Annotated in this window: 12 protein-coding genes; 11 read left to right on the top strand and 1 reads right to left on the bottom strand. The window is 68.9% G+C overall.

Translation table 11 applies throughout. The features are described from left to right. The first annotated feature begins 8 nt into the window (after nucleotides 1-8). From LJ221_RS07020 to LJ221_RS07010, 3 genes are read left to right on the top strand one after another with little or no spacing between them, the layout of a single operon-like run. Nucleotides 9-1,172 (top strand): DUF262 domain-containing protein, encoded by a 1,164-nt coding sequence (locus LJ221_RS07020; protein WP_241714715.1) that lies wholly within the window; start codon nucleotides 9-11, stop codon nucleotides 1,170-1,172. Continuing rightward, a complete protein-coding gene (locus LJ221_RS07015; protein WP_241714713.1) occupies nucleotides 1,169-2,281 on the top strand; it encodes a DUF3696 domain-containing protein in 1,113 nt (370 codons plus the stop codon). The genes LJ221_RS07020 and LJ221_RS07015 overlap by 4 nt, the downstream gene beginning before the upstream one ends. Then, complete coding sequence (locus LJ221_RS07010; RefSeq protein ID WP_241714711.1) at nucleotides 2,259-3,236, top strand: hypothetical protein; 978 nt, start codon at nucleotides 2,259-2,261, stop codon at nucleotides 3,234-3,236. The genes LJ221_RS07015 and LJ221_RS07010 overlap by 23 nt, the downstream gene beginning before the upstream one ends. 335 nt (nucleotides 3,237-3,571) lie before the next feature. On the opposite strand, the gene LJ221_RS07005 is transcribed toward LJ221_RS07010, so the two are convergent. After that, a complete protein-coding gene (locus LJ221_RS07005) occupies nucleotides 3,572-5,101 on the bottom strand; it encodes a UDP-N-acetylglucosamine 1-carboxyvinyltransferase (RefSeq protein WP_241714709.1) in 1,530 nt (509 codons plus the stop codon). Nucleotides 5,102-5,462: 361 nt separating this feature from the next. Here LJ221_RS07005 and LJ221_RS07000 point away from each other — a divergent pair, with 361 nt between their 5' ends. The 8 genes from LJ221_RS07000 (at nucleotide 5,463) to LJ221_RS06965 (ending at nucleotide 17,227) form a co-directional block, all read left to right on the top strand. Next, nucleotides 5,463-8,297 (top strand): aconitate hydratase, encoded by a 2,835-nt coding sequence (locus LJ221_RS07000; RefSeq protein ID WP_308314734.1) that lies wholly within the window; start codon nucleotides 5,463-5,465, stop codon nucleotides 8,295-8,297. 421 nt (nucleotides 8,298-8,718) lie between these two features. After that, nucleotides 8,719-10,137, top strand: coding sequence for an N-acetylglucosamine/diacetylchitobiose ABC transporter substrate-binding protein (ngcE, locus tag LJ221_RS06995; protein WP_241714705.1), 1,419 nt, complete (start codon nucleotides 8,719-8,721; stop codon nucleotides 10,135-10,137). A 93-nt stretch (nucleotides 10,138-10,230) separates the two neighbouring features. Beyond that, a complete protein-coding gene (locus LJ221_RS06990) occupies nucleotides 10,231-11,256 on the top strand; it encodes a carbohydrate ABC transporter permease (protein WP_241714704.1) in 1,026 nt (341 codons plus the stop codon). 22 nt (nucleotides 11,257-11,278) lie between these two features. Continuing rightward, a complete protein-coding gene (locus LJ221_RS06985; RefSeq protein ID WP_241714702.1) occupies nucleotides 11,279-12,265 on the top strand; it encodes a carbohydrate ABC transporter permease in 987 nt (328 codons plus the stop codon). A gap of 236 nt (nucleotides 12,266-12,501) precedes the next feature. Further along, on the top strand, nucleotides 12,502-13,734 hold the full coding sequence (locus LJ221_RS06980; RefSeq protein WP_241714699.1) for an ROK family transcriptional regulator: 1,233 nt from the start codon (nucleotides 12,502-12,504) through the stop codon (nucleotides 13,732-13,734). 257 nt (nucleotides 13,735-13,991) lie between these two features. Further along, nucleotides 13,992-15,098 carry a sugar ABC transporter substrate-binding protein gene (locus LJ221_RS06975; RefSeq protein ID WP_241714698.1) on the top strand — a complete coding sequence of 369 codons (1,107 nt, stop codon included), beginning with the start codon at nucleotides 13,992-13,994 and terminating at the stop codon, nucleotides 15,096-15,098. A 54-nt stretch (nucleotides 15,099-15,152) separates the two neighbouring features. Then, nucleotides 15,153-15,941 carry an ATP-binding cassette domain-containing protein gene (locus LJ221_RS06970; RefSeq protein ID WP_241714696.1) on the top strand — a complete coding sequence of 263 codons (789 nt, stop codon included), beginning with the start codon at nucleotides 15,153-15,155 and terminating at the stop codon, nucleotides 15,939-15,941. Next, nucleotides 15,938-17,227, top strand: coding sequence for a sugar ABC transporter permease (locus LJ221_RS06965; protein WP_241714694.1), 1,290 nt, complete (start codon nucleotides 15,938-15,940; stop codon nucleotides 17,225-17,227). Before LJ221_RS06970 ends, LJ221_RS06965 begins: the two co-directional genes overlap by 4 nt. Nucleotides 17,228-17,283 lie beyond the last annotated feature (56 nt).

Below are 17,283 nucleotides of genomic sequence, written 5' to 3'. Positions count from 1 at the left end.
ATCCCCTCATGACGACCTCGGACACCCCTCAGCCGCCGAAGATCACGGAGGAGCACTTCCTCGACACGGGCACCGGAGTCGAGGCGGAGACCGAGGACGCGCCACCAGAGATCGACAGGCCGTGGAACCCGGAGCAGATCCGGGTCAACACCAAGCAGTTCTCGCTGCGTAACGCCCTGGACATGATCGAGGACGGATCGCTGGAGCTGGCCCCGGACTTCCAGCGCGGCCGGGTGTGGAAACCCAGGCAGAAGTCCCGGCTCATCGAGTCCGTGCTCCTGCAGATCCCGCTTCCAGCCTTCTACTTCGCCGAGGACACCGACGGGCTCATGCGCGTGGTCGACGGTCTCCAGCGCCTGTCGACCATCCACGACTTCGTGTGCGGGGGAGAGGAACGAGGGTTCGCGCTCAAGGGGCTCGAGTACCTACAGAGCGCGGTGGAGGGAAAGCGTTTTGAAGACCTCCCCGCTCCGTGGAAGCGGCGCATCTACAACACCCAGATCGTCACCAACGTCATTGACCCGACGACTCCGCCAGACGTCATGTACGACATCTTCAAGCGCATCAATACGGGCGGTACACCCCTGAACGCGCAGGAAATCCGGCACTGCATGAGCAAGGAACGCAGTCGGACCGTCCTGCGGGAGATGACCTCCACGGCGGAGTTCAACGCGGCGACCAGCAACATGGGCGGCCACATCCGGATGAACGACCGCGAGATGGCCCTGCGTTTCGCCGCTTTCTGGTTGATGGGTACGGAAGGCTACGCGAAGTACGCCGCGATGGATCCCTTCCTCCAGCGCACCACCACCATGCTGGACACTGCGAAGGAGGTGACCGATACCGATGTCGCGAACCTCGTGGCGGCTTTCCGCAAGGCCATGCTGAACGCCCGTCTGGTCTTCGGCGACCAGGCCTTCCGCAAGTGGCCGCTCGATTCGTCCGGCCGGAACCCGATCAACCGGGCGCTCTTCGAGGCCTGGTCGATCACCCTGGCCAAGTACGAGACCGAAGACCTCGAACGGCGCCGCGAGGCGATCGTGGATGACGCGCGTCTCCTGATGACGAACGACTACCGCTACCTGGAGGCCATCACCTCCTCCACGGGTGACGTCCGCCGGGTGATGCTCCGGTTCGACGTCACCGCCCAGGTCGCGGAGGCCGGTAGGTGATCACCTCCCTACGTGTCCGGTACTTCAAACGCTTCGCCGACGCCTCCTTCGCCCTGCGCCCCCTCACCGTGCTCACCGGACTCAACGGAACGGGAAAGAGCACCACGGTCCAGAGCCTGCTGCTGGCCCGCCAGCTCGCGGACGTGCCGGCCGGTCGAGTGATTCAGCTCAACGGCCCCTACGGACTCGCTCTGGGCGAAGCACACGAGGTGCTGCACCCGGACGCCCCGGACTCCACCATCGAGATCGAGATCGCCGGCGACGGCGCCGAGGCGCCCGGCGTGCACCGCTTCACAGTCCCCGACGAGCAGGCCCTCTACCTGAGGGTGGCCGAGAACAGCGGGCCCCTGCCCGCGGAACTGTGCGGTAGGGGCAGCGCGTTCACTTACCTGTGCGCCGAGCGCCTCGGCCCTCGCGACCAGCTGGGCGTCTCCGCGGAGCATCCCGACCTCCTCGGGGTCGGTGTGCAGGGGGAGTACACCGCGCAGGTACTGGCCCTGCACGAGACCCGGGTGGTGAGTGAGCCGCTGCTCCATCCGGCGACCCGGAGCACCCACAACGTCACCACCCTGCGCACGCAGGTGGAGACCTGGGCCTCCGACATCATCCGTCCTATCAAGATCACCGCACAGTGGCCGCCCGGCATCACGGCGAGCACCATCCGCTTCCAGGAACCGGGCCTACTGAGCGAGCCGATCCGCCCGGCCAACATGGGCTTCGGATTCTCCTACGCCCTGCCCGTGATCGTCGCCGGCCTTCTCACCGGCCCGGGAGATCTGCTGATCGTCGAGAACCCGGAGGCGCACCTCCACCCCGGCGGCCAGTCCAAGCTGGGCCGCTTCCTGGCCCGGGTCGCTGGGGCCGGCGCCCAGGTGATCGTGGAGACGCACAGCGACCACGTTCTCAACGGGGCGCGACTGGCCGTGGCGGAGGAACGGACCCTGTGCTCCGAGGACGCGATCGTGCACTACTTCGGTGAGGAGGAAGCCGGTTCCGCGCCCATCGCGTTCACCGCGAGGGGCGAACTGACCGAGTGGCCGCGAGGCTTCTTCGACCAGCTCGAACAGGACCTGGGGAGGCTGGCACGTGCCAGGCGCAGGGGACGGTGAGCCCTACCGGATCGTCGTGGACGAGTCGTCCTTCGACTTCCGGGGACTGACGGAGGAGCGGTTGACGGACCTGCTGGACGACTTCAGCGACACCCTGGAGGAGTTATCCGAACAGCACTCGGTCGCCGTCTCGCCGTGGTGGGTGGAGATGGAATGCGCGGAGGACCGAAAGCTCTACGACGTCCTGTACGAGGGGGAGACACCGCGTGCTGGACGCGACGCGCGGCTGAGAACGGTCCGTCTCATGGACCGCTGCCCCACCTGGGACACGGACCTCCCCGGCCTGCCCGACCGGGTCGAAGTGGCGGGTGTCACCTACGACCTCGCCTGGTCCCTCTGCTACGCCTGGTGGCGGACGCGGCGGAGGCAGCACGTCGCCTGCCTGGTCTTCCCCGTCCGGGACCGCCACGGCTGGCTCCCGGTCTCAGCGAGGGACGGGACGACGGACGAACCGATGACCGAGGAGGTCTTCCACCTCGTCGAGGCGCCCGCGCTGTCCGAGTTCTGGCGCTCCCTCTTCGAGCGGGAGGACGTAGCGGAGCAGGACTTCTTCGACCGCGCCCGCCAGAGCTTCCCGGAACTGGTCTTCGCCGACTCCCTCTCCTTCCGCAAGTTCGACGGCTCCTACGCGGAGATGCGCGACTGGGTCGTGCGGCTCCTGGGCGTGGTGCACGACCACTTCACCGAGGCCCTGGCCCTGCACTCGGGGCAGCCGCACCAGGTTCAGGCCGAACTGGGACGGTTCGGCCTGAACCTGTCCCCCGAGAGCCCCAACACCCGCTCCAAGCCGGGAATCATGAAACAGCGCGACGTCGACCACAAGGGTGAGACCTACCGCTGCGAGTGGCACGGCAAGAAGGAACGGTACCGAAACCGCGTTCACTTCAGCCTTCCCGAACCCCGCCTCGGCGGTCGCATCCTCATCGGCATCTTCGTGGACCATCTGGACACCTGAGCACGGGAAGGGGAGACGCGCTCCCGTACTGCGCGTACTCGCACCCCGGAGCCGCGTACTCGACGGCCTCCGGGGCGTTTGCGAGGTCTTGGCTGGGGCGTCACGAGGCGGTATGCCCACACGACATATCCACCGGTGAGGACCAGATCAGACCGACGCCCCGCCCGTGGCTTATCGCGCGGAGCGCCGGGCAATCCGCCCCTCAGCCCCGAGACCGGCAGTCTCCTGACGTGGCCCAAAAGTCCCTGAGAAGTCCCACAGGCGAAGCCGAATCCCCTCCTGGCTTGCATAAGTGCAGGCCAGGAGGGGTGTGACGATATTGATTCCGACGGCTTTCAGATGTCGCGGAAGATGTCGATGCGCGCACCCACCGAATTGAGTCGCTCGGCCAGGTCCTCGTAGCCGCGGTTGATGACGTAGACGTTGCGCAGCACCGAGGTGCCCTCGGCCGCCATCATCGCCAGCAGCACGACCACGGCCGGGCGCAGGGCGGGCGGGCACATCATCTCGGCGGCCCGCCAGCGGGTGGGGCCCTCGACCAGGACGCGGTGGGGGTCCAGGAGCTGGAGACGCCCGCCGAGCCGGTTGAGGTCGGTCAGGTAGATGGCGCGGTTGTCGTAGACCCAGTCGTGGATGAGGGTCTTGCCCTGGGCGCTGGCGGCGATGGCCGCGAAGAAGGGCACGTTGTCGATGTTGATGCCGGGGAACGGCATCGGGTGGATCTTGTCGATCGGCGCCTCCAGCTTGGAGGGCCGCACGGTGAGGTCGACCAGACGGGTGCGGCCGTTGTCGGCGCGGTACTCCGCGCCGCGGTCGTGGTCCAGGCCCATCTCCTCCAGCACGGCCAGCTCGATCTCCAGGAACTCGACCGGCACCCGGCGCACCGTCAGCTCCGACTCGGTGACCACGGCCGCGGCCAGCAGGCTCATCGCCTCCACCGGGTCCTCGGAGGGGTAGTAGTCCACGTCGCGGTCGATGTGGGGGACGCCGTGGACGGTGAGCGTGGTGGTGCCCACCCCCTCCACCCGCACGCCCAACTGCTCCAGGAAGAAGCACAGGTCCTGGACCATGTAGTTGGAGGAGGCGTTGCGGATGACGGTGGTGCCGTCGTGCCGGGCGGCGGCCAGCAGGGCGTTCTCGGTGACGGTGTCCCCGCGCTCGGTCAGCACGATGGGGCGGACGGGGCGCACCGAGCGGTTGACCACCGAGTGGTAGGTGCCTTCGGTCGCGGTGACCTCCAGGCCGAAGTGCCGCAGCGCGCTCATGTGCGGCTGCACGGTGCGGGTGCCCAGGTCGCAGCCGCCGGCGTAGGGAATGCGGAAGTGGTCCACGCGGTGCAGCAGGGGGCCGAGGAACATGATGATGCTGCGGGTGCGGCGGGCGGCGTCGGCGTCGATGCCGTCCAGGTCCAGCTCGTCCGGCGGGACGATCTCCAGGTCGGCGCCGTCGTTGATCCAGCGGGTGCGCACCCCGATGGAGCCGAGCACCTCCAGGATCCGGTAGACCTCCTCGATCCGGGCGACACGGCGCAGCACGGTGCGGCCGGAGTTCAGCAGGGAGGCGCACAGCAGGGCGACGCAGGCGTTCTTGCTGGTCTTGACGTCGATGGCGCCGGACAGTCGGCGGCCTCCGACGACCCGCAGATGCATCGGGCCGGAGTAGCCCAGTGAGACGATCTCGCTGTCCAGTGCTTCACCGATACGGGCGATCATCTCAAGACTGATGTTTTGATTGCCGCGCTCGATGCGGTTGACCGCGCTCTGGCTGGTGGCCAGCGCCTCCGCCAGCTGGGCCTGGGTCCAGCCGCGGTGCTGGCGGGCGTCGCGGATGAGTTTGCCGATACGCATGAGGTAGTCGTCGATCACGAGAGCGATGTTATCTCAGATATGAGATGTCAACCTCTGGGGTGCGGGTGTATTCCTGTGTTTTTCGCACATCTTCGCATTTTCACCCTTTTGCCTCCCGGGTGCATCTCCATCCGGCGTCGCGCCGGTACGTGGGGGGTGCGCGTGGGTACCCGGAGTCAGGCGGGGCATGACCGTGGGGCCGCCATGTACTAGAGTTATCTCGACATCGAGATATCTACCGAGAGGCGTACCGCCGCCGCGTCCACCGAGGCTTCGCCGGGCGCCCCTCGACTTAGGTGAACCTGAGCGAAGTGGTCGGGGCCCGGGGCGGCAGGATCGCGGTGGTACGCGCGAACCCATGCACTTGAAGGAGACTGTCGTGTCGGCGAACAGCTTCGACGCCCGCAGCACGCTGCAGGTGGGCGACGAGTCGTACGAGATCTTCCGGCTGGACAAGGTCGAGGGCTCCGCCCGGCTGCCGTACAGCCTGAAGGTCCTCCTGGAGAACCTCCTCCGCACCGAGGACGGCGCGAACATCACCGCCGACCACATCCGGGCGCTGGGCGGCTGGGACTCCCAGGCCCAGCCCAGCCGGGAGATCCAGTTCACGCCGGCCCGCGTGATCATGCAGGACTTCACCGGCGTGCCCTGCGTGGTGGACCTGGCCACCATGCGCGAGGCCGTCAAGGAACTCGGCGGCGACCCGTCGAAGATCAACCCGCTCGCCCCGGCCGAGCTGGTCATCGACCACTCCGTCATCGCCGACAAGTTCGGCACCCCGGAGTCCTTCGCGCAGAACGTGGAGCTGGAGTACGGCCGCAACCGCGAGCGCTACCAGTTCCTGCGCTGGGGCCAGACCGCCTTCGACGAGTTCAAGGTCGTGCCCCCCGGCACCGGCATCGTCCACCAGGTGAACATCGAGCACCTGGCCCGCACCGTCATGGTGCGGGGCGGCCAGGCCTACCCCGACACCCTGGTCGGCACCGACTCGCACACCACCATGGTCAACGGCCTGGGCGTGCTGGGCTGGGGCGTCGGCGGCATCGAGGCCGAGGCCGCGATGCTGGGCCAGCCGGTCTCCATGCTCATCCCGCGCGTGGTCGGCTTCAAGCTGACCGGCGAGCTGCCCGCCGGCACCACCGCCACCGACCTGGTGCTGACCATCACCGAGATGCTCCGCGAGCACGGTGTGGTCGGCAAGTTCGTGGAGTTCTACGGCGAGGGCGTGGCCGCCACCTCGCTGGCCAACCGCGCCACCATCGGCAACATGTCGCCGGAGTTCGGCTCCACCGCCGCGATCTTCCCCGTCGACGGCGAGACCCTGAACTACCTGCGCCTGACCGGCCGCTCCGACCAGCAGATCGCGCTGGTCGAGGCGTACGCCAAGGAGCAGGGCCTGTGGCTGGACCCGGCAGCCGAGCCGGACTTCTCCGAGAAGCTGGAGCTCGACCTCTCCACCGTCGTGCCCTCCATCGCCGGCCCCAAGCGCCCGCAGGACCGCATCGTCCTGGCCGGGGCAGCCGAGCAGTTCCGCAAGGACGTGCGCGCCTACGTCTCCGCCGGCGCCACCGGCGGCGAGGACCGCAGGCCGGGTGTCCCCGCGCAGGAGCAGCCCAAGGGCGTGGCCTCCCCGGTGGACGAGGCGAGCGCCGAGTCCTTCCCGGCCTCCGACGCCCCGGCCTACGGCCACCAGGAGAACGGCTCGGGCGCGCCGCGGCACGCCGACGGCCCGGCCGGCGACGCGCCGTCCAACCCGGTCACCGTCACCGCCCCCGACGGCACCGAGTACGAGCTGGACCACGGCGCCGTCACCGTCGCCGCGATCACCTCCTGCACCAACACCTCCAACCCCTACGTCATGGTCGCCGCCGCGCTGGTGGCCAAGAAGGCCGTGGAGAAGGGCCTGACCCGCAAGCCGTGGGTCAAGACCACCCTGGCCCCGGGCTCCAAGGTCGTCATGGACTACTACGACCGCGCCGGCCTCACCCCGTACCTGGACAAGCTGGGCTTCAACCTCGTCGGATACGGCTGCACCACCTGCATCGGCAACTCCGGCCCGCTGCCGGAGGAGGTCTCCAGGGCGGTCAACGAGGGCGACCTCGCCGTGACCTCGGTGCTCTCGGGCAACCGCAACTTCGAGGGCCGCATCAACCCCGACGTCAAGATGAACTACCTGGCGTCCCCGCCGCTGGTCGTCGCGTACGCCATCGCGGGCTCGATGAGGACCGACATCACCCGTGAGCCGCTGGGCACCGACAAGGACGGCGCCCCGGTCTTCCTCAAGGACGTGTGGCCCTCCGAGCAGGAGGTCAACGACGTCGTCGCCTCCGCCATCGGCGAGGACATGTTCTCCACCTCCTACCAGGACGTCTTCGCGGGCGACGCCCAGTGGCAGGCGCTGCCGGTGCCCACCGGCGACACCTTCGAGTGGGACCCGCGGTCCACCTACGTGCGCAAGCCCCCGTACTTCGAGGGCATGGGCATGGACCCGGAGCCGGTGCAGGACATCTCCGGCGCCCGCGTCCTGGCCAAGCTGGGCGACTCGGTCACCACCGACCACATCTCCCCGGCGGGCGCCATCAAGGCCGACACCCCGGCCGGCAAGTACCTCACCGAGCACGGTGTGGAGCGCCGCGACTTCAACTCCTACGGCTCGCGCCGCGGCAACCACGAGGTCATGATCCGCGGCACCTTCGCCAACATCCGTCTGCGCAACCAGATCGCACCGGGCACCGAGGGCGGCTACACCCGCGACTTCACCGTCGAGGGAGCGCCGGTCTCCTTCATCTACGACGCCTCCCAGAACTACCAGGCCGCCGGCATCCCGCTGGTCGTCCTGGCGGGCAAGGAGTACGGCTCGGGCTCCTCGCGGGACTGGGCGGCCAAGGGCACCGCGCTGCTGGGCGTCAAGGCCGTCATCGCCGAGAGCTACGAGCGCATCCACCGCTCGAACCTGATCGGCATGGGCGTGCTGCCGCTGCAGTTCCCCGAGGGGCAGTCGGCCGGGTCGCTGGGCCTGACGGGCGAGGAGGCCTTCTCATTCAGCGGCATCACCGCGCTGAACGAGGGCGGCATCCCGGGCACGGTGAAGGTGACCACCGACACCGGTGTGGAGTTCGACGCCACGGTGCGCATCGACACCCCCGGTGAGGCGGACTACTACCGCAACGGCGGCATCATGCAGTACGTGCTGCGCTCGCTGATCCGCAAGTGAGCTGTGGGTGATCCGTACCCGAGGCGCCGCCGGCCGCCGTACGGGTGACCGTGCGAGTGACCGTGCGGGCCGCCGGCCGGCGGCAGCGTTCAAGGGGTGACGGCGGGGCCGTACCTCCCATGGTGGGAGGTACGGCCCCGCCGCGTTTCCCGGAGGTCTCAACTCGGGAAAGACTGGCACCCGAACGCGCACCGATCTTGCCCACCGGAAGGAGAGTGGACTATACCTGTCGGCGTCTGAGCGGTCATATCAGAAGACGAGAATCAGAAAGGCCGTGCCTCTGGAGGAACGGTACGGGCGAGACCGGCACGGCTCCGCACGACCCGGCGTTACATCCCGCACAACTCTGCTTCAACTCACGGCGGTGTCCGGGAGTTCCGGCACACCGCCTGAGTCCTTCACGGAAGGCGAGGACTTGAGCATGGGATCCACCGATGTCAACCGTCGTGATCTGATCAAGCGGGCCACCGCGGCCGGCCTGATCGCAGTCCCCGCCATGAGCGCGCTCTCCGCCTGCGCCAGCGGCGACGGCGGAGGCGGGACCGAGGTCGCCAAGGGCCAGAAGACCGAGGACAACCCGCTGGGCGTCAACAAGGACGCCGGCCTGGACTTCGTCATCTTCGACGGCGGCTTCGGCACCCAGTACGGCAAGGACGCCGCGAAGGTCTACGAGGAGAGCTACGGCAAGGTCGAGCTCACCGCCACCCAGAAGATCCGCTCGGTCCTCCAGCCCAGAATGGTCGGCGGCAACCCGCCCGACCTCATCGACAACTCCGGCGCCGAGCAGATGGACGCGGCCACCCTGATCGCCAAGGACCAGCTCGCCGAGCTGACCCCCCTGCTGGACGCCCCCTCCCTCGACGACCCGGAGACCAGGGTCCGCGACACTCTCCTGCCGGGCACCATCGAGATGGGCCAGTACGGCGACGAGAAGGTCTGGCGCCTGAACTACGCCTACACCGTCTACGGCCAGTGGTACTCCAGGAAGCTGCTGGCCGACAACGACTGGGAGTATCCCAGGACCTGGGACGAGATGCTGGCCCTGTGCGCCAAGGCCGGGAAGAAGGGCATCGCGGGCTGGACTTACGCCGGCCAGCACCCGTACTACATCCCCTTCACCCTCTACCCGTTCATCGGGAAGATCGGCGGCCGGGAGGTCCTGGACTCCATCGACAACCTGGAGCCGAACGCCTGGAAGCACGACGCGGTCAAGAGCGCCTTCGAGGCCTATCACGAGCTGTCCGCCAAGGGGTACATCCTGCGGGGCACCCCGGGGCTGGACCACATCCAGTCCCAGACCCAGTGGACCAAGGGCAAGTGCCTCTTCATCCCCAACGGCTCCTGGGTGGAGAACGAGGCCGCCGACACCACGCCCGCCGACTTCGACATGGCCTGCGGCGCGGTCACCGGACTGGACGACTCCGACAAGATGCCCTTCGGCACCCTGTGGGCGCAGGCCGGCGAGCCGTTCATAGTGCCCGCCCAGGCCGGCAACCCGGCCGGCGGCATGGAACTGCTGCGGATCATGCTGAGCAGGAAGTCGGCGCAGAACTTCTCCAGGCTGGTGAAGTCGCTGACCTGTGTGGCCGGCGCCACCGAGGGCATGGAGATGTCCCCCGGACTGGCCTCCTCCAGCCAGGTGCTCGGGGACGCCGGGGACAACGTGGTCAACCCGCGCATCTTCGACTGGTACCAGACCCTCCACAAGGAGCAGATCGGCTCGGTGCTCGCCGAACTGCTGGCCGGCCGGATGAAGCCCGCCGAGGCCATGGACAAGTGCCAGGAGTACGCCGACCGGACGGCCAAGGACGACTCGGTCAGGAAGTACGAGCACGCGTGAGCCGGATCCCCACCGGGCCCCGCGGGAGCCGTACGGCTCGCACGAGCCGCACGAGCCGGAACAGCCGGAGGACGCAGATGGGACGGGGGCGGCATGGCCAGTGACAGCCCGGCGGTGGCCGAGGCCGGCAGGGAAGCGGCGCCCCCGCCGGGAAGGGTCGGCGGGGGCCGGGGGGAGCGGTGCGTCTCCCCCCGCCACCGGACCCGTCTGAAGTACCGGTTCATCGCCGGTTTCCTCGCAGGGCCCCTGGCGCTCTACGGCGTCCTGGTCGTGTCGCCCTTCTTCCAGACGTTCTACTACTCACTGACCGACTGGACGGGCCTCAGCAGCGACTTCGCCTTCGTCGGACTGGACAACTTCAGCCGCCTGACGCAGGACGAGATCTTCCGCGAGGCGCTGTGGCACAACGTCCTGCTGCTGCTGGTCCTGCCCGTCGTCACCCTCGGGCTGGGCCTGTTCTTCGCCTTCATGCTCAACGTCGGCGGCCGGCACCGGCGGGGCGAGGCGGTGGCGGGGGTGCGCGGCTCACGCTTCTACAAGATCGTCTACTTCTTCCCGCAGGCGCTGTCGATCGCGATCGTGGTGGTGCTGTGGAAGTACATCTTCAACCCCGTCGGCGGCCTGCTCAACGGCGTACTGTCGGCCGTCGGCCTGGGTCAGTGGCAGCAGAGCTGGCTCGGTGACCCCCGGCTGGCCTTCTGGTGCGTCGTGGTCGTGATGGTGTGGGCGAACGTCGGCTTCTACGTAGTGCTCTTCTCCGCGGCCATGGGCTCCATCCCGCGCGAGATCTACGAGGCGGCGCTGCTGGACGGCGCCGGCCGGACGACCACGTTCTTCCGCGTCACCCTGCCGCTGATGCGCGACACCGTGCAGACCGGCTGGGTGTACATGGGCATCATGGCGCTCGACGCCTTCGCCGTGGTGCACATCCTGACGGTGAACGCGGGCGGTCCCGCCTACTCGACCATCGTCGCGCCGGTCTACCTGTACAACAAGGCGTTCCAGGACGGACAGGCCGGCTACGCCACCGCCGTCGCCGTGGCCCTGCTGATCGTCACCATGGTCTTCTCCGTGGCGGCGATGGCGTTCGGGCGGAGCAAGGACCGGATCGAGTTCTGACAGGCCAGCGGGAGAACCAGCCATGACCACTGCCGAACCGTCACGCTCCCTCAGGCCGGGGGATCCCGAGGAGACCGCCGAGGCCCTCACCAGGGGCACCAGGGGCACCAGGGACACAGCCGGTCCCCAGCGGCCCGCGAAGGAACCCGGCAGGGGCGCCGGGCGGGACGGGGCGGGCACGGAGGGCCGCACCCTCAGCGCCTTCTCGCACGCCTTCCTGGTGCTGTGGGCCGTGATGGCCGCCGGGCCCCTGCTGTGGGCGGTGATGAACTCCCTCAAGTCCTCCGGCGCCATCCTGGAGGACCCCTGGTCGCTTCCGCGGAGACTGAACTGGGAGAACTGGTCCTTCGCCTGGAACGAGGCGAACATCGGCCAGTACACGATCAACTCGGTGATCGTGGTGGGTGGTTCGGTGGTCGGCACCATGCTGCTGGGCTCGATGGTGGCCTACGTCCTGGCCCGCTACGACTTCCCCGGCAACCGGCTGGTCTACTTCCTGTTCGTCGGCGGCATGGCGTTCCCGATCATCGTCGCCCTGGTGCCGCTGTTCTTCGTGATGAAGAACTTCGCGCTGCTGGACACCTACCACGGCCTGATCCTGGTCTACATCGCCTACTCGCTGCCGTTCACGGTCTTCTTCATGTCGGCCTTCTTCCGCACCCTGCCCTCCTCGGTCGCGGAGGCCGCGGAGATCGACGGCGCCTCGCACAGCCGGATCTTCTTCCAGGTCATGCTGCCGATGGCCAAGCCCGGCCTGATAAGCGTGGGCATCTTCAACTTCCTGGGCCAGTGGAACCAGTACCTGATCCCCCAGGTGGTGCACGTCGGCGACGCCGACAAGTACGTGCTCACCCAGGGCCTGGCCAACCTGGCCGCCCAGACCGGCTACCGCGGCAACTGGGGCGGGCTCTTCGCCGGACTGACCCTGGCGGTGCTGCCCATCCTCGTCGTCTACGTCGTCTTCCAGCGCCAGGTGCAGGCCGGACTGACCGCGGGTGCGCTGAAGTAGTCCCGCCCCCGCCCACCACCGTCCGCCCCGAGGCGGCCGCCGCACGCCGGTGGCCGCCTTCCGGCTTCCGTGCGCGGGCAACATCTGAGCGCCCACCCCGCTCAAGGTCTTGACGGAAGATAACGCTTCGGGCTGTCCTTATGGTTCACGTATTGGAGACAAGCCGCACCTCCTCGGAGTGGTGCGGCCCGCGGGCAGGTCGTCGAGCCGCCCGTCGAGGCGGGAGTGGATGAGTCGTGGAGACTCCGGGGTCGCAGTCCTCTCTGCACCGGGCCAACCTGGAACGGGTGGTACGAGCCGTGCGCATCGCGGGCTCGCTCACCCAGGCGGAGATCGCGCGGACCACGGGGCTGTCGGCCGCGACGGTCTCCAACATCGTCCGGGAGCTGAAGGACAACGGCACGGTCGAGGTCACCCCGACCTCCGCCGGAGGACGCCGGGCCCGCAGCGTCTCGCTGTCGGGGGACGCCGGCATCGTCGTCGGCGCCGACTTCGGCCACTCCCATCTGCGTGTCGCCGTCGGCAACCTGGCCCACCAGGTGCTCGCCGAGGAGTCCGAGCCCATCGACGTGGACGCCTCCGCCTCCCAGGGCTTCGACCGGGCCGAGCGGCTGGCGGAGCGGCTGATCGAGGTGACCGGCTTCTGCCGGGAGAAGGTCATCGGACTGGGCCTGGGCGTCCCCGGGCCGATCGACATCGAGACCGGCGTGCTGGGCTCCAGCACCATCCTGCCGGGCTGGGCGGGGACCAACCCGCGGGAGGAGCTGGCCTCCCGGCTCGGCGTGGAGGTCCACGTCGACAACGACGCCAACCTCGGCGCGCTGGGCGAGCTGGTGTGGGGCAGCGGGCGCGGCGCGCGGGACCTGGCGTACATCAAGGTCGCCAGCGGCGTCGGCGCGGGCCTGGTGATCGACGGTCAGATCTACCGCGGTCCGGGCGGCACCGCGGGTGAGATCGGGCACATCACGCTGGACGAGTCCGGCCCGGTGTGCCGGTGCGGCAACCGCGGCTGCCTGGAGACGTTCACCGCGGCCCGCTACGTCCTGCCGCTGCTGCACTCCAGCCACGGACCCGACCTGACCATGCCGGGGATGGTCAAACTCGCCCGCTCCGGCGATCCGGGCTGCCGCCGGGTGGTGGCCGATGTCGGGCGCCACGTGGGCAGCGGCGTCGCCAACCTGTGCAACCTGCTCAACCCCAGCCGGGTCGTGCTCGGCGGCGATCTGGCCGAGGCCGGAGAGCTGGTGCTCGGCCCGATCCGCGACTCGGTCTCCCGCTACGCCATCCCCAGCGCGGCCCGGCAGCTGACGGTGGTGCCCGGAACCCTGGGGGGCCGCGCGGAGGTGCTGGGCGCGCTGGCGCTGGTGCTGAGCGAGATGGGCGACTCCACACTGCTGGACGGCTCGCTGAACGGCTCGCCGAACGGGGCGGGGCGCGTGCCCGCCGTGGCGGCGCCCGCCGGGGCCTGACCGGGCAGGGAGGCGGGACCGGGGACGGGCACCGAAAACAAGCGAAGAGAAGAACGGGGCAAACCAGCTCGAAAAGGTGCTTCAGTGTCCGTGTCGCGGCGGCGAGAGCGCTCTCGTTGCCACTCTGCGTTCACTTTGTTCACGCATGGCATCGTTGCGTTCTCGTTAAGAATTTACTTCTTGACGGCAGGTGTCACTACGAGTTGACTTCCTGCCACCTCGGCCGCAGCGACGCGGCCTCATCAGGGAGGTTCTGTATGAACACGCAACTGCGCCGTGCCGCCGTGGCCGCGGCCGCGACCGCCATGGCCGTTTCGCTCGCCGCCTGCGGGAGCGCCAAGGAAGCCGGAGGCAACGGCTCGGAGGGCGACGACGAGAAGAAGGACGGCCCGCTGACCATCGGCCTGCTGCTGCCGGAGGACCAGACGGCCCGCTACGAGAACTTCGACAGGCCCCTCATAGAGAAGAGGATCAAGGAACTCTGCTCCGACTGCGAGGTCAGCTACGTCAACGCCAAGGAGGACGCGTCGACGCAGCAGCAGCAGATGAACTCGATGATCACCAAGAAGGTGGACGCGATCATCCTGGACGCGGTGGACGCCAAGTCCATCGCCGGCTCGGTCAACAAGGCGGACCAGGCCGGTATCCCGGTCGTCGCCTACGACCGCCTCGCCGAGGGCCCGATCTCCGCCTACACCTCCTTCGACAACGAGCAGGTCGGCAAGGTCCAGGGCACCGCCCTGCTGGAGGAGCTCGGCGGCAAGGCCGAGGACGGCCAGATCGTCATGATGAACGGGTCGCCGACCGACCCCAACGCGGCCATGTTCAAGAAGGGCGCCAAGTCCGTCCTGGACGGCAAGGTGAAGGTGGGCAAGTCCTACGACACCACCGGCTGGAAGCCCGAAGAGGCCAACAAGAACATGAGCGGTGCCATCGCCTCCCTGGGCAAGGAGAACATCGTCGGCGTCTACTCCGCCAACGACGGCATGGCCGGCGGCATCATCACCGCGCTCAAGAGCGCCGGCGTCGACCCGCTGCCGCCGGTCACCGGCCAGGACGCCGAGCTGGCGGGCCTCCAGCGCATCGTCTCCGGCGACCAGTTCATGACGGTCTACAAGCCCTTCCAGCCCGAGGCCTACGCCGCCGCCGAGATGGCCGTCGCCCTGGCCCGCGGTGAGGAGCCGGAGACCGAGACCACCGTCGACAGCGCCACCACCAAGGACGTGCCCGCGACCCTGATCGAGCCGATCGCGGTGACCGTCGAGAACCTCAAGGACACCGTCGTCGAGGACGGCCTCTACACGGTGGAGGAGATCTGCACGGCCAAGTACGCCGAGGCGTGCGAGAAGGCCGGTCTGAAGTAACGGTCCGGCACCCCGCCGGCCCACCGGTGCCCGCGCCCCGTCTCGTTCTAGGAGTTGGTTCACGTGTCCGCTACGCCTGTACTGGCGTTGCGCGGGATCTCCAAGCGCTTCGGTGCCGTTCAGGCGCTCACCGATGTCGATCTGGAGGTCCACGCAGGCGAGGTGGTCGCCCTGGTGGGCGACAACGGCGCCGGGAAGTCCACCCTCGTGAAGACGATCGCCGGCGTCGGTCCCGCCGACGAGGGCGTCTTCGAATGGCAAGGCAGAGCCGCCGAGGTCAACCGGCCGCACGACGCCCAGGACCTGGGCATCGCGACCGTCTACCAGGACCTCGCGCTCTGCGACAACCTCGACGTGGTCGGCAACCTGTTCCTCGGGCGCGAGATCCTGCGCTCCGGCGTCCTCGACGAGATCGAGATGGAGCGCCGCGCCCGGGAACTGCTCGACACCCTGTCGATCCGCATCCCCAGCGTCCGCATCCCCGTCGCCTCCCTCTCCGGCGGCCAGCGGCAGGTCGTCGCGATCGCCCGCTCGATGCTGGGCGAGCCCAAGCTCGTCATCCTCGACGAGCCCACCGCCGCCCTCGGCGTCGAGCAGACCGCCCAGGTCCTCGACCTGGTCGAGAGGCTGCGCGAACGCGGCCTGGCCGTCATCCTCATCAGCCACAACATGGCGGACGTCAAGGCGGTCGCCGACAAGGTGGCGGTGCTCCGGCTCGGCCGCAACAACGGCGTCTTCGACGTCGCGAGCACATCCCAGGAAGAGATCATCTCCGCCATCACCGGCGCCACGGAGAACGCCGTGACCCGCCGCAGGGCGCGTACCGCGGGGAGCCGACCGTGAGTGAGACCAAGCTTTCCGAGAACTCCGGGGCCGCCACCCCGGCATCCGCCTCCGGCGGCAGCGCGCCGGCGGCCGTCGACCCGCGCCTGCTCGTGCGCGAACAGGGCCTGGCGGGCTACTGGACCGACTTCAAGCGGAAGATGCGCACCGGCGAACTGGGCTCCGTGCCCGTCGTCGTCGGCCTGATCCTCATCTGGGCGATCTTCCAGATGCAGGACTCGGCCTTCCTCTCGGCCGAGAACCTCTCCAACCTGTCGGTCTACATCGTCGGCACCGGCCTGATCTCCGTCGGCATCGTCTTCGTGCTGCTGCTGGGCGAGATCGACCTGTCGGTCGGCTCGGTCAGCGGCCTGGCCTCCGCCGTCTTCGCCGTACTCGCGGTGAACAACGGGATGAACGAGTGGCTGGCGGTCGTCCTGGCGCTGCTCACCGGAGCGGCGGTCGGCGCCTTCCACGGCTACTTCTTCGCCAGGATCGGCGTCCCCGCCTTCGTCGTCACCCTGGCGGGCCTGCTGGCCTGGAACGGCCTGATGCTGAAGGTGCTCGGCACCGACGGCACCATCAACCTGGACCGCGAGGGCCTGGTCGGCACCCTGTCCAACCACTACTTCACCGACATCGCCGTCGCCTACGGCACCGCGGCGGTCGCGGTCGGCGTCTTCTTCGCCGTCCAGTTCACCGGCGCCCGGCGCCGCACCGCGGCCGGCATCCCCGCCCGCCCGCTCAGCGAGATCGTCGTGCGCACCGCGGTGCTGGCCCTGCTCGCCTTCGGCGCCGCCCACACGCTCAACCAGTACCGGGGCGTGCCGCTGGCGCTGCTGATCTTCCTGGTCGTGCTGGTGGCGCTGGACTTCGTCCTCAAGCGCACCTCCTACGGCCGCAAGGTCTTCGCGCTCGGCGGCAACACCGAGGCGGCGCGCCGCGCCGGCATCAACGTCGAGCTGGTGCGCGTCTCGGTCTTCTCCGTCGCGGGCACCATGGCCGCCTTCGGCGGACTGATGATCGCCTCCCGCATCCTGGCCGCCAACCAGGGCGCGGGCAGCGGCAACCTGCTGATGGAGGCCATCGCCGCGGCCGTCATCGGCGGCACCAGCCTCTTCGGCGGGCGCGGCTCGGTGTGGTCCGCGCTGCTGGGCATGCTGGTGATCGGCTCGATCGCCAACGGCATGGCCCTGCTGGGCATCGCCGCGGCCATCCAGTACATGATCACAGGCGCGGTGCTGCTGGCCGCGGTCGTCATCGACTCGGTCTCCCGGCGCACCCAGCGCTCGGCGGGCCGCACCTGACCGCGCACCCGCGCACCCGCTCCGCCCGGTGCCGGGCCCCTCGCCGCGAGGGGCCC

The organism is Streptomyces sp. CNQ085 (assembly GCF_022614595.1).
In the GTDB taxonomy this organism is placed as follows: Bacteria; Actinomycetota; Actinomycetes; order Streptomycetales; family Streptomycetaceae; genus Streptomyces.
This window is presented reverse-complemented; position numbering and strand designations above follow the sequence as displayed.